Here is a 16,267-nt window from a genome sequence, read left to right as displayed (position 1 = left end):
CCTGACCGCGATCTTGCGGCACGGCCATCAAGGCTCCCCAGCCAGGCCATGACCCCGTAGACAACCATAGACCAAGGTCAGTCCAACAACGAACCTGAGGCAACCGTGAAACCAATTAGACAACAGGCGCAACAATCGCCAACCGCAGCGCCAGCGTACCGGCCTCTTGGGGCCCCGCTTTTGCGAGCGTGAACGGGGTGGGGCGGAAAGGTAGGATACGCACGCTTTTTGGCCTGATGAGCCGCAGAGGGGTGGGAAGGGGTTCGTCGCCCGCTTTTCATCGCGCGTCGGGCTCGGGTTCGGTGCTCAGGGCGAAGGCTTCAACGGCGTCCAGAGCTGCCGTGGTTCCGGCGACCTCGAAGGTAATCCGGATCTCGTAAATGTAGTCGCCCCGGCGCATCAGCCAGATCCCTTGACCCATCCTTGACTTGTCCACCCAGGCTCTTCCGGCCTGCAGGATTTCCCTGGGGCCGGTCTGGAAGCCGGGCAGTCGTGCGGTCACGCCGTCCTCGTCCTGGGACTGCTTGAGCAATGACGCGAACAACCGCCGGTCCTCGCTCGCGTCCGGCAGGTGGCTAATGAAGATCGAGAGGTAGTTCTCGTCATTGCCATAGAAGCAGGCGAGGTCGAGGGCGTCATCTACCGGATTAAGCACGCCCAGCCGGAACATCTCGTAGGCCCCATAGCGCGCATCGCACTGCAGGTCAGAACCACGCAGGATCGTCGCCCCACCGGGCGCGGGAAAGAAAAAGACGCCGTCCGGCCCGTAGATCACGGCCGAGCGGTCTCCAGCCAGGCGCTCGGGCTGGTAAATCCAGGAGGTTCGACGCGACTGGGTCAGGAGAAACAGGCTCGCGGCATTGCCCCTGGAATCATAGACCGCGACGGGCGCTGTCTTTTCGGTGATCGCCTCGACCAGATCATCGGCCAGCTGTTTGCCGCCCGGTGCGCCCTGGTAGACCTTGAAGACGAAGTGCAGTCCGTCTGTAGCGCCCACGAGATAGTAGAGCGGTCGTGCCAAGCCCGTGGTGGGCGCGCCGGGGGTCGTCGACCAGGCCCGGGCGTCGGCGACCGACGGGCCTGCTACAAGGTAGTAGGTGTCGTCTCGACCCTTGGTCCGCGCCCAGCGAGGTGGCGCGTAGCCTTCGCCGGCCGAGATCACCCAGGTGTCGTCTCCGACCGGAAAGCTGGCGATTTCGCAGGGCAGGGCGATGTCGATCTCCGAGATCGGCCAGGCGCCCCGTCCGGTGCTGTCGTTAAGCGCCAGGTGAACACTGGCCATCAGGCCGATCCGATCCTCTTCGGGGAGCGGTGAGGCGAATTTGAGCGGCGTTCCAGCGCCCTCAAGTTTTGCACCGCAGGCCGGAGGGGCCGATTGCGTCTGCGCCATTGCCTGGGACATTGTCCCGAATATCAGCGCTAAAGCGAATAGTAGTCGAGCGTTCATTTTCGTATAGTTCCCGTCAAGGTTGCCACTCGATATCACCTTGACGTCGAGAACAAAAGGGGACTATGAACAAAAACGGAACGCGTCCACGGGTTACCCACAGGCGCTCAACAGGAGGATGGTCGTGATGGTTCGTCTGGCCCGGGAATCACTGGCCTTTGCGTCGGTGGCGAGTTTTGTCTGGATGGTCTGCACGGTGGCCGGTCTGATGGGCTGACGCCATGCGAATGGGGGAGGCGGCGAACGTGGCGGACGAGGACAGGGGTTTCGTCCATTTGCGGGTCCGCTCGGCCTATTCGCTGCTGGAAGGCGCCATCAAGGCGGACAAGATCGGGGGCCTGGCCAAGGCCGATGGCATGCCCGCTGTGGCCATCGCTGACCGGGCCAATCTGTTCGGTGCGCTGGAGTTTTCGGTCGCCACCAAGGGCGAGGGGGTCCAGCCCATCATCGGCTGCGCCCTGCCGGTGACGGGGATCGGCGGCGGACTGACGGAGCGGTGGGCCAAGACGCCGACCGTGATGCTGCTGGCCCAGAACGAGGAAGGCTATCTCAATCTCTCCGAGCTCTCGTCGATGGCCTATCTGGACAGCGACGGCAGCGAGGACCCGCATGTGCCCTGGAACAAGGTCTGTGCGCACGCCGCCGGGCTAATCCTGCTGTCGGGCGGGCCGGACGGGCCGGTCAATCCGTTGTTCGCCGCGGGCAAGGCGGATCTGGCGAATGCGGCGCTGGCCGAGATGGCCCGCGCCTTTCCGGACCGGTTCTATGTGGAACTGCAGCGTCACGAGGCAGCGGCCGAGGCGCTGGCGGAACCGGGACTGGTGGCCTTCGCCTATGACCAGGACGTGCCGCTGGTGGCCACCAACGACGTCTATTTCAAGAACGCCCAGACCCATCAGGCCCACGATGTGCTGCTGTGCATCTCCGACGGCGCCTTTGTGGGGCAGGACGACCGGCGGCGCGTGACCGCCGAGCACGGGTTCAAGTCCGTTGAGCAGATGCGGGCCCTGTTCGCCGATCTGCCGGAGGCCTGCGACAACACCCTCGACATCGCCCGGCGCTGCGCCTTCACGGTGGCCAAGCGCGACCCGATCCTGCCGAGCTTCCCCACCAGCGAGGGGCGGACCGAGGCCGAGGAACTGGCCTATCAGGCGCGCGAGGGCCTGCGCGCCCGCATAGCCAAGGGCCAGGCGACGGCGTTCCCGCCGGCAGACTATGAGGCGCGGCTGGAGGCGGAGCTGAAGGTCATCATCCAGATGGGCTTTGCCGGCTACTTCCTGATCGTGTCGGACTTCATGAAGTGGGCGGTGGCGCACGATATTCCGGTGGGGCCGGGGCGGGGCTCCGGCGCCGGTTCGCTGACGGCCTGGGTGCTGCTGATCACGGGTCTGGACCCGCTGCGGTACGGGCTGATCTTCGAGCGGTTCCTGAACCCGGAGCGAGTGTCGATGCCCGACTTCGATATCGACTTCTGCCAGGATCGCCGCGACGAGGTGATCAGCTACGTCCAGACGCGCTATGGCCGCGACCGGGTGGCGCAGATCATCACCTTCGGCACCCTGCAGGCGCGCGCGGTGCTGCGCGATGTGGGGCGCGTGCTGCAGCTCCCGCTGGGGCAGGTGGACCGTCTGGCCAAGATGGTGCCGGCCAACCCCGCCAATCCGGTGACCCTGGCCCAGGCCATCGAGATCGAGCCGCGCCTGCGCCAGGCCCGCGACGAGGACGAGGCGGTGGCGCGCCTGCTGGACATCGCCCTGCAGCTGGAGGGGCTTTACCGCAACGCCTCGACCCACGCGGCCGGGGTGGTGATCTCGGACCGGCCGCTGACGCAGCTCTCGCCGCTCTACCGCGATCCGCGCTCGGAGCTGCCGGCCACCCAGTTCAACATGAAGTGGGTGGAGAGCGCGGGGCTGGTGAAGTTCGACTTCCTGGGCCTGAAGACGCTGACGGTCATTCGCCGCGCCATGAAGCATCTGGAACGGCGCGGGGCGGACTTTGACCTGGAAGCGTTGCCACTCGACGACGCCGGGGCCTACGAGATCATGGCCGAGGCCAGGACCGTGGGCGTGTTCCAGATGGAAGGTCAGGGAATGCGCGACACCCTGCGCCAGCTCAGGCCCACGTCGCTGGAAGAGTGCACGGCGCTGATCTCGCTCTATCGGCCTGGCCCGATGGAATCGATCCCGTCCTATGTCGACGTGAAGATGGGCCGACGCGACCTCGACTTCTATCACCCTCTGCTGGAGCAGGTGCTGACGCCTACCTATGGCGTGATCGTCTACCAGGAACAGGTGATGCAGATCGCCCGGATCATGGCGGGCTACTCGCTGGGCGAAGCCGACCTGCTGCGCCGCGCCATGGGCAAGAAGAAGAAGGAGGAGATGGACCAGCAGCGCACCCGGTTCGCCTCCGGCGCCGCCGAGCGCGGGGTGGACAAGGCGATCGCCGACATCCTGTTCGGGCTGATGGAAAAATTCTCCGGCTACGGGTTCAACAAGTCCCACGCCGCGCCCTATGCGCTGATCGCCTACCAGACGGCCTGGCTGAAGGCGAACACGCCGGTGGAGTTCTTCGCCGCCTCGATGAGCCTGGATATGGCCAATACCGACAAGCTGGCGGTGTTCTACCAGGACGCCAGACGCTTTGGCGTGACGGTGCGGCCGCCTTGCGTGAACCGGTCCTCCGGCGACTTCGATGTGGCGGACGGCGAGGTGCTCTACGCTCTTGGCGCGATCCGTAACGTGGGTCTGGCCGCCATGGAACACGTGGTGACCGTACGGCGCGAGGGCGGGCCGTTCCGGGACATCTTCGACTTTGTCGAGCGGATCGATCCCAGGCAGGTGAACAAGCGCACCTTCGAGACCCTGGCGCGGGCCGGGGCGTTTGACGCCCTGCATCCGAACCGGGCCGAGCTGATCGCCTCCAGCGAGGCGCTGGTGGGCCACGGCCAGGCGCTGGCGTCCGATCGCGCCGAGGGCAAGGTCAGCCTGTTTGGCGAGGATCTGAGCGGCGGCCATCGCCCCCGGATCACCCGCGCCGACGCGTGGAGCCCGGTGCAGCGACTGGATGAGGAACTGGCGGCGGTGGGGTTCTATCTGTCCGGCCACCCGCTGGACGACATGGTCGACGCGCTGAGGCGCAAACGCACCGACCTGCTGGCCGACGCGATCCCGAAGGCGCTGGCCGGGGCCGAGGCGCTGCGGATGGCCGGCGTAATCCGGCGCAAGCAGGAACGGCCTTCGCGCTCGGGGGAGAAGTTCGCCTTCGTAACCCTGTCGGATCCGACGGGCGAATATGAGGTGCTGTTCCCGCCGGAGTCGCTGAAGAAGTTCCGCGACCTACTGGAGCCCGGCAAGGCGGTGGCGCTGAAGGTGCGCGCCAAGGCGGCGGACGGCGAGGTGCGGTTTTTCGGCGACGATGTGGAGCCGGTGGAGAAGGCCGTCGAGAGCGTGGTGTCGGGCCTTCGCGTGCACGTGGCGCCGCGCAGCGCCGAGATCGAGGCGCTGAAGCGACGGCTGTCCGGGGTGACCAATGCGCGGGGCGGCGAGGTGATCCTGGTGGCGGGGCTGGCGGGTGGCCGCGAGGTGGAGCTAAAGCTGCCGGGCCGCTTCACCCTGGACGGCGCGGTGCGCGGCGCGCTGAAGACCTCGCCCGGCGTGGTGTTTATCGAGGATCTTTAGGCGTCGTCTTGACGGAGGCCGTATTGCGTGTGTGAATTCAACACGCAATCTGGAGCATAGTCATGAAGTTGATCCTGATCATCGCGGCGCTGGTCACGGCGGCAGCGGGGCCTGCGGCGGCGGATTTCGGAAAGATGAAGTCGCCGACGCCGGGCTTCCAAAAGGCAAAGCCCGCCACCGGAATGTCGTCAGTTCCGTCACCCTACGCCGCGCGCCCGATGCCCTCGTATGGCTCGCCCTACAGCGGGTCATCATCGACGTCGAGGCCAAGGACGTACGGTTCGCCGCCTGCCGCCGATGCCTACAAGCCTTTTCAACCCTATAAGTCCAAGCCTGGAACCAGCCTGTACGGACCCGACAGCCGCAAGAAGCCGTAGGCCGGAAAGGCGTCGCCCGGCGCGGCCAGGACGGGCGCGGTTGATTTCCCGCGCGTTTGCCCTTACATGCGCCGCTCCAATCCACACGTAGGCGTGCGGTTCTGGCGGGGAGACATCCCGCACTTGACCGTTCCGGTCCTCCTTCGGGAGGGTTTGCCTGCGGAGGTTCAACCGGAAGAAAGACGAGTAACAGACGATGGCTCTGCCTGATTTTTCTATGCGCCAGCTCCTGGAAGCCGGCGCGCACTTCGGCCACCAGACGCACCGGTGGAACCCGAAGATGGACAAGTTCATCTTTGGCTCGCGCTCGAACATCCACATTATCGACCTGTCGCAGTCGATCCCGCTGCTGCACCAGGCGCTGGTGAAGGTGCGTGAAGTCGCCGCCGGCGGCGGTCGCATCCTGTTCGTGGGCACCAAGCGTCAGGCGTCGGACCCGATCGCTGTGGCCGCCAAGCGCTGCGCGCAGTACTACGTCAATCACCGCTGGCTGGGCGGCACGCTGACCAACTGGCGCACCGTTTCGGGCTCGATCGCGCGCCTGCGCGAACTGGAAACCCTGCTGGAAGGCGGCGACGGCGCCGGGCGCCTGAAGAAGGAAGTGCTGAAGCTGACGCGCGAGCGCGACAAGCTTGAGCTGAGCCTTGGCGGCATCAAGGACATGGGCGGCATCCCCGACCTGATGTTCGTGATCGACACCAACAAGGAAGCCATCGCCATCCAGGAAGCCCGGAAGCTGAACATTCCGGTGATCGCGATCCTCGACACCAACTGCAACCCCGACGGCATCACCTATCCGGTCCCGGGTAACGACGACGCCGCACGCGCCATCCAGCTCTATTGTGATCTGCTGGCGGATTCGGTGCTGGACGGCCTTGCGGCTGGCCAGTCGGCCTCGGGCATCGACCTGGGCGCTTCGGAAGCTCCGATGGAGCCGACGCTGGCCCGCGCGCTCACCCCCGAGCCGGTGTCCGAGCCTGAAGTGTCGGCGCCGGAAGCCGCCGCCCTCGAGGCCGAGATGACCGGCGCGGCTGCGGAACCTGATACCCCCGCCGCGGAGGCCACGACGGCCGAAGATGGCGTCGCCGCGGCGAGCGAATAACAAGCGGGCCAAGCAAAATCGTCGCTTGGGCCTGATACCCAACCACTTTCGGCGGCGTTCCACATGGGGCGCCGTCGGTTCCTAACCTGATGAGGAGCTGACCATGGCGGAAATCACCGCTGCGCTGGTCAAGGACCTGCGCGAAAAATCCGGCGTTGGCATGATGGACTGCAAGAAAGCCTTGCAGGAAAACAACGGCGATATGGAAGCATCGCTGGACTGGCTGCGCGCCAAGGGCCTGTCCAAGGCTGCCAAGAAATCGGACCGCGCCGCGGCCGAGGGCCTGGTGGCCGCCAAGCTGAGCGACGACGGCAAGACCGGCGTGATCGTTGAGTTGAATGCCGAGACCGATTTCGTGTCGAAGAACGAAACGTTCCAGTCTGCGGCGCGCGACTTTGCGGTCGTAGCGCTGGGCGTCGACGGCGACGTGGATGCGATCACTGCGGCAAGGACGGCCAAGGGGGAGGTTGTCTCCGACGTGATCACTAACATGATCGCGACGATCGGCGAGAACATGCGCCTGCGCCGCTCGGCCCGCCTGAGCGTCTCGGATGGCGCTGTGTCGCTCTACCTGCACAACAAGCAGGGCGACGACGTGGCGCGTCTGGCCGTTTTGGTGGCGCTGGAAAGCACGGGCGACGTGGCCGTGCTGCGCGATGTCGGTCGCAAGATCGCCATGCACGTGGCCGGCACGCCCGCGCCGCCGCTGGCGCTGACAACGGACGACCTGGATCCCGCGGCCGTGGCCAAGGAAAAGAAGTTCCTGACGGACCAGGCGCTTGAATCGGGCAAGCCGATCGGCGTGGTCGAGAAGATGATCGAGGGCCGGATCCGCAAGTGGCAGGAAGAGGTTGTGCTCCTGAAGCAGCCCTTTGTCATGAACCCGGATCAGACCATCGAGCAGCTGATCGCCGAGACCGCCAAGGATCTTGGCGTGCCGGTTACGGTAAAGGCCTTCGTGCGCTTTGCGCTCGGCGAGGGCGTTGAGAAGAAAGTTGACGACTTCGCCGCCGAAGTCGCGTCGATGTCCGGCCAGGCCTAGGCCACCCGGACTGATCTTCCAGGGGCGCGATGCGTTAGACGCATCGCGCCCTTGCTGTATGTTGTCTCCGTCCGAATTCAGGATTCTCCTCCATGGCCGCTGCGAAACCCCGTTTCAAACGCATCCTGCTCAAACTTTCGGGCGAGGCCGGCGTCGGCGGAGACAGTTTCGGGATCGACCCCAAAACGCTCGCGGGGGTGTCTGAAGAGATTGCCCAGGTGGTGAAGGCCGGGGTGCAGGTCTGTGTGGTGGTGGGCGGCGGCAACATCTTCCGGGGCGCGGCCCTGGCCGAAGCCGGCATGGAACGCGCCAGCGCCGACTACATGGGCATGCTGGCCACCGTCATGAACGCCCTGGCGCTTCAGGCCTCGCTGGAAAAGGCAGGGGTTTTCACCCGGGTGCAGTCGGCGATTCCGATGGACGCAGTCTGCGAGCCCTATATCCGCCGCCGCGCCCTCAGGCATCTGGAGAAGGGCCGGGTGGTGATCTTCGCCGCCGGGCTAGGCGCGCCCTTCTTTACGACGGACACGCCAGCGGCGTTGCGGGCCGCCGAAATGGGTTGCGACGCGCTGTTCAAGGGCACCAGCGTCGACGGCGTCTATTCGGCAGATCCTAAGAAGGACCCGGACGCGAAGCGCTACGAGACCCTCAGCTATCAGGAAGTGCTGGCGAAGAATCTCAAGGTCATGGACTCTTCGGCGGTCGCCCTGATGCGTGACAATCACATTCCGATCGTGGTGTTCAACATCCGCGAACGGGACAACCTTCTGAAGGTTCTGAATGGCGAAGGGGTCTTCACGACCATCGCCTGAACCCCAGAATTCGACCCGAGACCAGAAAAGACACGGAGACGCCGCCATGGCCACGACTGAAAAGCCAGTGCTTAGCCGCTACAAGGACCGCATGGACAAGGCAGTCGCGGCCCTCAGCGATGAGTTCGGTTCGCTGCGGACGGGTCGCGCGTCCGCCAGCCTGCTGGATCAGATCCGGGTGGACGCCTACGGATCGTCGGTGCCGATCAATCAGGTGGGCGCTGTCAGCGTTCCGGAGCCCCGGATGCTCACGATCGGGGTCTGGGACAAGGCGCTGGTGGTGTCTGTCGAGAAGGCAATCCGTGCGTCCGACCTGGGCCTGAACCCGGTCGTTGACGGGACCACGCTGCGGCTTCCTATCCCGCCCCTGACCGAAGAGCGCCGAAAGGACCTCGCCAAACTGGCCGGCAAGTACGCCGAGCAGCAGAAGGTGGCTATCCGGAACGTCCGTCGTGACGCCAATGATGATTGCCGCAAGGCCCAGAAAGACAGCGTCATGAGTGAGGATGAGGGCAAGCGATTTGAGGGCGAAGTGCAAAAGATCACCGACGAAGCCATCAAGCGTGTGGACGAAGTCTTGAAATCAAAAGAACAAGAGATCATGCACGTTTAAGCGCTGCGCAGGATTCTGTTCACGGCCATGGCCGCCTCCGACAAACCATCCCCCGCGGGCGCGTCGTCGTCCGGAAATCCAGCGCCGCCGCTGCATGTCGCCATCGTGATGGATGGTAACGGGCGCTGGGCGCAGAAACGCGGGCTGCCGCGAACTCTGGGCCATCGCGCTGGTGTTGAAGCTCTGAAACGTACAGTTGAAGCGGCGCCGAAGCTCAATATTCGCTGGCTGACAGTGTTCGGATTTTCCACGGAAAACTGGAACCGGCCTGCCGCCGAAGTTGCTGAACTGATGGCGCTGCCAAGGCGCTACTTCGAAACCGATATTGTGAGGCTTGATCGCGAGGGCGTGCGGGTAAAAGTCATCGGACGTCGCGAGGGCCTGTCTGCGGAACTCCTGCGGATGATTGATGACGCCCAGGCGCGGACCGAGGCGAACGACAAGTTCCACCTGAACATCGCCTTCAACTATGGCGGTCAGGCCGACATCGTCGATGCAGCGCGTCGGTTCGCAGAGGATGTCGCCGCGGGACGGCGTTCGCCCGGGGATCTGGACGAGCAGATGCTGGGGAGCATGCTGGCGACCTCGGGATCGCCGCCGCCTGATCTGATTGTTCGGCCATCCGGTGAGCAAAGGCTCTCCAACTTCCTTCTGTGGGAAGCCGCCTATGCCGAGCTGGTCTTCCAGGACGTGCTCTGGCCCGACTACGGCGCCGAACACCTCGAGGCAGCGCTGAAGGCCTTCGCCGGCCGGGACCGCCGCTATGGCGCGATCGCCACCGATAACGTCCTTGCCACCGGTTAGGCGGTTCGACTGGACCAATCTCGGCCTGCGCATTGCGTCGGCTGCAGTTTTGATCCCGGCGGCCCTGGCCGCGGCCTGGTTTGGCGGGTGGCCCTATCTCGTCATGATCGCCATCGCCGTGGCGCTGCTTTCGATCGAGTGGGGCGGGATGAGTGCGCCTGTCGCGCCCACCCGGGTTGCGGCGGCCGTCGCAGCCGCCGTGCTGGTGGCGGTGTTCGTGGGCTATCGAGGCCACTTGATCGCTGCCTGGAGCGCCATTCCGGTCATGGCCGTGCTGGCGGCCGTTATCGCCCGGGGCGTGGCCGAACGCCCGGCCGACGCCGCTTTCGGCGTGCTTTATCTGGCGCCTGCCGCACTTTGCCTGGTGTGGCTGCGGGATACGCAGCAAGGGGTGTGGTGGACGATGATGTTGTTCGCGACCACCTGGGCCGCTGACATTGGCGCTTTCGCGGTGGGAAGCGTTCTGAAGGGCCCCAGGTTGTGGCCACGGTTCTCGCCCAACAAGACCTGGTCCGGATTTGCAGGCGGGCTGCTGGCGGCGATGCTGGCAGGGAGTCTCATGGCCGCCTTGCCCTTTTTCCAGCTTAACATCTACGCGGCGGCCGGGATCGGGCTGACGGTCGGATTGGCGACCATGGCCGGTGACCTGTGGGAATCCGCCCTCAAGCGCCGTTTCGGGGTAAAGGACTCGGGAGACCTCATTCCGGGGCATGGCGGACTGCTCGACCGCGTGGATGGCTTGATGTTCGCTGTTGTCGTTATGGCCGCCCTGCGTCTGGCGAACGCGTGGGGGTGGGGAAGTTGAGCCTGCCCCGCAAGGTGACGGTCCTGGGATCGACCGGGTCCATCGGCGTTTCGACGCTCGAGGTGTTCGAACTGGCCGGGCTCGAACTGGATGTGGTGGGCCTGACGGCCGGGCGAAACGCCGCAAGACTGGCTGAGCAGGCCCTGAGGTGGCGCCCGCAGGTTGCGGTGATCGAGGATGAGCGTGGGCTTCCGGAGTTGCGGGAGCGACTTAAGGGCTCGGGGATTCGCGTCGAGGCCGGCGCTCAATCGGTCGTGGACGTCGCCTCGGCGGATGCCCAGTGGGTGATGTCAGCCATCGTGGGCTTCGCGGGGCTGGCGCCGACACTGGCCGCCGCCCGGGCCGGCGCGGTAGTGGCGCTGGCGAACAAGGAGAGCCTGGTCTGCGCCGGCCCTTCGTTGCTTCGCACGGCGAGGCTGGCCGGCGGGATGATCATTCCGGTAGATTCGGAGCATTCCGCGATCTTCCAGGTTCTGGATCCATCGGCCGCTGCCCACGTCAAACGACTGATCCTTACGTCATCAGGGGGTCCGTTCCGCGACGCCTCGCATGCGGAGATGGCGGCGGCGACGTTGGAGCAGGCCCTGGCCCATCCGAATTTTTCGATGGGCGCCAAGATTTCGATCGATTCCGCGACCATGATGAACAAAGGCCTCGAGGTGATCGAGGCCGCATACCTCTTTTCCATGCCGCCCGAACGGATCGAAGTCCTGGTTCACCCGCAGCAGATCATTCACAGCCTCGTCGAGTACGCCGACGGCTCGACGCTGGCTCAGCTGGGCCCGCCCGACATGCGGCCGCCGATCGCCTGCGCCTTCGCCTGGCCCGATCGGTTGCCCTGGCCTGCGAAGCCGCTTGATCTGGTTGCGGCCGGACCGCTCACCTTTCAGGATCCGGACCCGGTGCGGTTCCCGGCGCTTACAATCGCCAAGGATGCGCTGACGGCAGGTGGACGTGCGCCCGCCGCGATGAATGCGGCCAATGAGCGTGCGGTGGCGGCCTTCCTCGACCGGCGTATCACTTTTCTGGACATCCCTCGTGTCGTAAGGGAGACCCTGGAGCGTATGGATCGCGTTCCGGACAAAACACACAACGATTCAGACGCCGTCGAGTCGGCGCGAAACACCGACGCCGAAGCCCGCCGCATGGCGGACGAGGTTGTGTCTGGCCAGTTCGCGGCCTGAGGAGCAGACAAGCCCAATGGAAATGATTCAGGGATTTCTGATCGCGGCGATCGCGTTCCTGCTGGTGCTGGGCATTGTGGTGACCGTCCATGAACTGGGCCATTTTCTGGCTGCCAAGGCGTTCGGCACCAAGATCGACCGGTTTTCCATCGGGTTTGGACAGGCCATAGCATCCTGGCGCGACAAGTCGGGTGTGGACTGGCGGATCGGCTGGTTACCGATCGGCGGGTATGTCCGTTTTGCGGGAGACGACAACGCCGCCAGTATTCCCGACTCCGAGGACCTGGCGGCCATGCGTCGCGACCTGATCGATCAGGGCCGCGGCGCGGAGATTGACCGGTATTTCCACTTCAAGCCCGTCTATCAGCGGGCCATTATCGCTGCGGCCGGTCCAGCGGCGAACTTCCTGCTGGCGATCGCGATATTTGCCGTGTTCCTGTCGACGCTGGGGGAGTGGGTGGTGCCCGCCCGGATCGCCCAGGTTGAACCTGGTTCTCCTGCGGCCGCAGCCGGCCTGCGACCGGGCGACCTGATCCTCAAGGCTGATGGTCGTCGTGTCGTTCGGTTCGATGATGTGGCGGAAGTCGTCAGTGTGCGGGCCAACGTTCCGATCACCTTTGTTGTGGACCGGGGCGGGCGCGAGGTCGTGCTCACCGCGACGCCACGCTGGCAGCTGCGCGACGATCCCGTCGGAGGGCCGCAGAGGATCGGCGTGCTTGGCATCCGGCCGGAGCAGTCGAGCGACGACTTTATCAATGTCCGCTACAATCCGATCGAAGCCGTCCAGCGGGGCGCCCAGCGCACCTGGCACACCCTGGAGACCACGGTCTTCTACCTCGGGCGGATGATCACCGGCCAGGTGAGCGCCGACCAGCTTCGTGGCCCGTTGGGAATTGCGACCGTCACCAAGAACGTGGCGACCCTCGGCAACGACAGTTCTGACGGATTTCTTGAGAACCTTGGCCGCTCGGCTTTGAACCTTGCACAGCTGGTTGCAGTGCTGTCTGTCAGTATCGGCTTCATGAACCTGCTACCCGTCCCGGTTCTGGATGGTGGTCATTTGCTGTTTTATGCCTATGAAGCCGTCTTTCGTCGCCCTCTTGCCGCCAAGGTTCAGGCGGCAGGGTACCGCGTGGGCCTTGCGCTCGTTCTCGGATTGATGTTGTTCGCAACCTGGAACGATTTGCAGCGCCTGCATGTGTTCAAACTGATCGGCGGCCTATTCTCCTAGGCGCGTTCGTCCCTCAACCGGCTGATTCGATGTTCCAGACCCGCGCTTCCCGCGCCGCGCTTGTTTCCGGCCTCGCCCTGTTGTTGGGCTCCGCCGCCGTTGTTGCGCCCGGACTGGCCTTCGCCCAGACGGAGCGCGCAGGTGTGATCCAGCGTATCCTCGTCCAGGGCAACGAGCGGATCGAGCAATCGACGGTCGTGTCGTACCTGCCTGTGGCGCCGGGCGAGCCGGTGGACGCGGCCCGCATCGACCTGGCGCTGAAGGCGCTGTTCCGCACCGACCTCTTCTCGGATGTGAAGATCGATTTCCGGAACGGCGATCTGATTGTCACGGTGGTGGAAAACCCGATCATCAATCGCGTGATCTTCGAGGGCAACAAGGGCCTTAAGGAAGACAAGCTGCGTGACGAGGTCACGGTCCGGCCCCGAGGTATCTTCACGCGCTCGAAGGTCCAGGGTGACGTTCAAAGGATCGTGGAACTCTATCGGCGCTCGGGCCGGATCTCGGCCAATGTGACGCCGCAGATCATCGAGCTGCCGCAAAAGCGGGTCGATCTGATCTTCAAGATCGAGGAGGGTCCGAAGAGCGGGATCCTTTCGGTCAATATTCTCGGGAACAAGGCGTTCTCCGACAACGATCTGCGCGACGTGGTGGTTACGGAAGAGACGCGCTGGTTCAAGTTCTTCTCCAACAATGCCAACTATGACCCGGACCGGCTGGAGTACGACAAGGAACAGCTGCGCAAGCACTACCGCAACCGTGGCTACTACGATTTCCGGGTGACCTCGGCCGTGGCGGAACTGGCGCCGGACAAGAATGGCTTCGTGATCACCTATACGGTCGACGAAGGCCCCCGCTACAAGTTCGGCAAGGTCCAGGTGGAGACAGAGCTTCAGAAGCTCGACAAAACGGTTCTGGAGTCGTTGCTGGTGGTCCGCTCGGGCCAGGTTTACCAGGACGAGCAGATCGAACAGGCGACCGACGCCCTTACCTTCGCCGCCGGGGCTGCAGGCTTCGCGTTTGTGGATGTTCGCCCCCGCTACACACCGGATCGCGACAAGGGCGTGGTCGACGTGACCTTCTCGGTCCGCGAAGGTCCGCGCGTTTACGTCGACCGGATCGACATCGTCGGCAACAACCAGACGCTGGACTATGTGATCCGTCGCGAGATGAGCGTGGTCGAGGGCGATGCCTACAACCGCGCCCTGGTGGATCGCTCGAAACGCCAGATCCGGTCATTGGGCTTCTTCAAGGAAGTCGACATCACCGAGGTTCCCGGAACCTCGCCGGACAGGACGTCGCTCCAGGTCAAGATCGAGGAGCAGCCGACCGGCGAGCTGTCCTTCAGCGCCGGCTATTCATCCGTGGATCAGCTGGTTCTGGACCTTGGCATCACCCAGCGAAACTTCCGGGGTCGCGGACAGGACGTCCGCGCGCGGGTGTCGGTGGGCTCCCTGCGGCAACAGCTGGATTTCTCGTTCACCGAGCCGAGGTTCCTCGGCCGTGATGTGGCTGCTGGTGTCGATGTCTATGGCTACCGGTATGATCTGTCTGAGTTCTCATCCTACAAGACCACCACCTTCGGGACGACCTTCCGCGCCAACTTCCCGCTGGGCATCGATAGCCGTGGGGCGGTGCGCTACACCCTGCGTCAGGACGATATCCAGATTGATGGCCTGCTTTGCAACCCCTCGCAGGGCGTGGTGCTTTCGGCCTCGCTCTGCGAGCAGGTGGGCAAGCGCATCACCTCGCTGGTCGGCTATGGTGGTCGCCTGGATCGCCGGAACGACTATCTGAACCCGACGCGGGGCTACTACGTCGACATCAACCAGGACCTTGCGGGTCTCGGCGGGGATGTGAACTTCCTCCGGACGGATCTCGAGGCCGGCTGGTTCTACGGGATCACCAAGGACTTCATCTTCTCCGCGGTCGGTTCGGCGGGCTACGTCGTCGGTTGGGGCGGCGACAATGTCCGGATCAACGACCGCTACTACAAGGGCGGCCTGAACTTCCGGGGCTTCGAAACGGCGGGCATCGGTCCCCGGGACCTCTCCCTGCAGCGCGCCGACGCCCTGGGCGGCAAGGCTTTCGCCATCGGCACCGTTGAGTTGACGGTTCCGACCTTCCTGCCTGAGCAGTACGGGATCAAGGCGGCGGTCTTCAGCGACTTCGGCACCCTCGGTCTGCTGGACAAGGCGGATCGCAACTACCGACCGGGTGATCTGGATTGCGTCAATCCGCAGATTATCGACCCGACGGACCCGACCAAAACCATCAACAATCCCGCCATTCCCGGCACGCGGAACACCTGTATCCGCGATAATCTGTCCCTGCGCGCCTCCGCCGGGGTCAGCATCTTCTGGAAGTCGCCCATGGGCCCGATCCGGTTCGATTTCAGCCGGGTTCTGGCCAAGGAAATCTATGACCGGAAGGAAACCTTCCGATTCTCCACTTCAACCAGGTTCTAGAAAACATGACGTCAAAAACGATCCTCGCGGCCGGATATGCGGCAGCCCTTGTTCTCTCCGGCGCGACCTCGGCGATGGCCCAGGCGCCGGCCGCCCCCGCGCCCTTGCCGCCGCCCCAGGTGACGCACGGCGCGGCGATCCCCGGCGTGTGCGTGTTTTCGGGCGAGCGCGCCATCGGCCAATCGACCGTGGGCCGCTTCGTCTTCACGCGGCTGCAGCAGTTGACCCAGCAGGCCAGCGCCGAGGTTAGCGCTGAGGAAACCACGCTGAACACGGACGCCAAGGCGCTCGACGGCCAGCGCGGCACGCTCGACCAGAGCGCATTCGAATCCCGCGCCGCCGCCATCCAAGTGCGGGCCAACGCTCTGCAGCGCAAGGTTCAGCAGCGAAATGCAGAGATGCAGCGCACGCAGGAGAAGGCGCTTGGCCGCCTGAGCGACGAGATCGCGCCGCTGGTTCGCGCCAGCTATCAGGCCAAGGGTTGCTCGATGCTGGTCAACCGTGAAGCGCTCACGCTGGATCTGGCAAACCCCGCGATGGACATCACGCCGCAGGTGGTGACGGCGCTCAACGCCAAGATCACCCAGTTTACGTTTGATCGTGAACGGCTGGATCAGGCGGCTGCGGCCCCGGCTGCGCCGCGTCCGGCTGCGCCCGCCGCCCCGGCCGCCGCGCCGCGCCGCTAAGCGCTGAAATGCAGGG

At 64.7% G+C, this 16,267-nt stretch carries 14 protein-coding genes; 13 read left to right on the top strand and 1 reads right to left on the bottom strand.

The annotated features are described in order from the left end of the window. Positions 1-277: 277 nt before the first annotated feature. A complete protein-coding gene (locus tag ACIQ3B_RS08655; protein WP_397401601.1) occupies positions 278-1,282 on the bottom strand; it encodes a hypothetical protein in 1,005 nt (334 codons plus the stop codon). Between the two features lie 292 nt (positions 1,283-1,574). Here ACIQ3B_RS08655 and sidA point away from each other — a divergent pair, with 292 nt between their 5' ends. The 13 genes from sidA (at position 1,575) to ACIQ3B_RS08590 (ending at position 16,251) form a co-directional block, all read left to right on the top strand. After that, entirely contained in the window at positions 1,575-1,664 is a 90-nt protein-coding gene (gene sidA / locus ACIQ3B_RS08650; RefSeq protein ID WP_397401607.1) for a cell division inhibitor SidA, read from the top strand. A gap of 10 nt (positions 1,665-1,674) precedes the next feature. Continuing rightward, positions 1,675-5,127, top strand: coding sequence for a DNA polymerase III subunit alpha (dnaE, locus tag ACIQ3B_RS08645; RefSeq protein WP_397401605.1), 3,453 nt, complete (start codon positions 1,675-1,677; stop codon positions 5,125-5,127). Between the two features lie 62 nt (positions 5,128-5,189). Further along, complete coding sequence (locus ACIQ3B_RS08640; protein WP_397401599.1) at positions 5,190-5,504, top strand: hypothetical protein; 315 nt, start codon at positions 5,190-5,192, stop codon at positions 5,502-5,504. Between the two features lie 196 nt (positions 5,505-5,700). Further along, a complete protein-coding gene (gene rpsB, locus ACIQ3B_RS08635) occupies positions 5,701-6,606 on the top strand; it encodes a 30S ribosomal protein S2 (protein ID WP_397401597.1) in 906 nt (301 codons plus the stop codon). A 103-nt stretch (positions 6,607-6,709) separates the two neighbouring features. Next, the gene (gene tsf / locus ACIQ3B_RS08630) at positions 6,710-7,648 is read left to right on the top strand and encodes a translation elongation factor Ts (RefSeq protein ID WP_397401595.1); all 939 of its coding nucleotides are present in this window, start codon (positions 6,710-6,712) and stop codon (positions 7,646-7,648) included. Positions 7,649-7,740: 92 nt separating this feature from the next. Further along, positions 7,741-8,460, top strand: a complete 720-nt coding sequence (pyrH, locus tag ACIQ3B_RS08625; RefSeq protein ID WP_397401593.1) for a UMP kinase — start codon at positions 7,741-7,743, stop codon at positions 8,458-8,460. 46 nt (positions 8,461-8,506) lie between these two features. Beyond that, positions 8,507-9,073: a ribosome recycling factor gene (gene frr / locus ACIQ3B_RS08620; RefSeq protein ID WP_397401591.1), complete on the top strand. Its 567-nt coding sequence runs from the start codon at positions 8,507-8,509 to the stop codon at positions 9,071-9,073. Positions 9,074-9,100: 27 nt separating this feature from the next. Continuing rightward, positions 9,101-9,877 carry a polyprenyl diphosphate synthase gene (gene uppS, locus ACIQ3B_RS08615; protein WP_397401589.1) on the top strand — a complete coding sequence of 259 codons (777 nt, stop codon included), beginning with the start codon at positions 9,101-9,103 and terminating at the stop codon, positions 9,875-9,877. Then, positions 9,864-10,682, top strand: a complete 819-nt coding sequence (locus ACIQ3B_RS08610; RefSeq protein WP_397401588.1) for a phosphatidate cytidylyltransferase — start codon at positions 9,864-9,866, stop codon at positions 10,680-10,682. Before uppS ends, ACIQ3B_RS08610 begins: the two co-directional genes overlap by 14 nt. Further along, the gene (dxr, locus tag ACIQ3B_RS08605; RefSeq protein WP_397401603.1) at positions 10,670-11,866 is read left to right on the top strand and encodes a 1-deoxy-D-xylulose-5-phosphate reductoisomerase; all 1,197 of its coding nucleotides are present in this window, start codon (positions 10,670-10,672) and stop codon (positions 11,864-11,866) included. The genes ACIQ3B_RS08610 and dxr overlap by 13 nt, the downstream gene beginning before the upstream one ends. A 16-nt stretch (positions 11,867-11,882) precedes the next feature. After that, positions 11,883-13,097, top strand: coding sequence for an RIP metalloprotease RseP (gene rseP, locus ACIQ3B_RS08600; RefSeq protein WP_397401586.1), 1,215 nt, complete (start codon positions 11,883-11,885; stop codon positions 13,095-13,097). Positions 13,098-13,126: 29 nt separating this feature from the next. After that, entirely contained in the window at positions 13,127-15,565 is a 2,439-nt protein-coding gene (gene bamA, locus ACIQ3B_RS08595) for an outer membrane protein assembly factor BamA (RefSeq protein WP_397401584.1), read from the top strand. Between the two features lie 5 nt (positions 15,566-15,570). After that, on the top strand, positions 15,571-16,251 hold the full coding sequence (locus ACIQ3B_RS08590) for an OmpH family outer membrane protein (protein WP_397401582.1): 681 nt from the start codon (positions 15,571-15,573) through the stop codon (positions 16,249-16,251). Positions 16,252-16,267 lie beyond the last annotated feature (16 nt).

It is taken from the genome of Phenylobacterium sp., assembly GCF_044358365.1.
In the GTDB taxonomy this organism is placed as follows: Bacteria; Pseudomonadota; Alphaproteobacteria; order Caulobacterales; family Caulobacteraceae; genus Phenylobacterium.
This window is presented reverse-complemented; position numbering and strand designations above follow the sequence as displayed.

What these genes read in the sequence shown, in the direction of transcription:
- uppS (WP_397401589.1), top strand. Translation starts at nt 9,101, where the DNA reads ATGGCCGCCTCCGACAAACCATCCCCCGCGGGCGCGTCGTCGTCCGGA.
- pyrH (WP_397401593.1), top strand. Translation starts at nt 7,741, where the DNA reads ATGGCCGCTGCGAAACCCCGTTTCAAACGCATCCTGCTCAAACTTTCG.
- rseP (WP_397401586.1), top strand. Translation starts at nt 11,883, where the DNA reads ATGGAAATGATTCAGGGATTTCTGATCGCGGCGATCGCGTTCCTGCTG.
- bamA (WP_397401584.1), top strand. Translation starts at nt 13,127, where the DNA reads ATGTTCCAGACCCGCGCTTCCCGCGCCGCGCTTGTTTCCGGCCTCGCC.
- frr (WP_397401591.1), top strand. Translation starts at nt 8,507, where the DNA reads ATGGCCACGACTGAAAAGCCAGTGCTTAGCCGCTACAAGGACCGCATG.
- rpsB (WP_397401597.1), top strand. Translation starts at nt 5,701, where the DNA reads ATGGCTCTGCCTGATTTTTCTATGCGCCAGCTCCTGGAAGCCGGCGCG.
- dnaE (WP_397401605.1), top strand. Translation starts at nt 1,675, where the DNA reads ATGGGGGAGGCGGCGAACGTGGCGGACGAGGACAGGGGTTTCGTCCAT.
- tsf (WP_397401595.1), top strand. Translation starts at nt 6,710, where the DNA reads ATGGCGGAAATCACCGCTGCGCTGGTCAAGGACCTGCGCGAAAAATCC.
- ACIQ3B_RS08590 (WP_397401582.1), top strand. Translation starts at nt 15,571, where the DNA reads ATGACGTCAAAAACGATCCTCGCGGCCGGATATGCGGCAGCCCTTGTT.
- ACIQ3B_RS08640 (WP_397401599.1), top strand. Translation starts at nt 5,190, where the DNA reads ATGAAGTTGATCCTGATCATCGCGGCGCTGGTCACGGCGGCAGCGGGG.
- ACIQ3B_RS08655 (WP_397401601.1), bottom strand. Translation starts at nt 1,282, where the DNA reads ATGGCCAGTGTTCACCTGGCGCTTAACGACAGCACCGGACGGGGCGCC.
- sidA (WP_397401607.1), top strand. Translation starts at nt 1,575, where the DNA reads ATGGTTCGTCTGGCCCGGGAATCACTGGCCTTTGCGTCGGTGGCGAGT.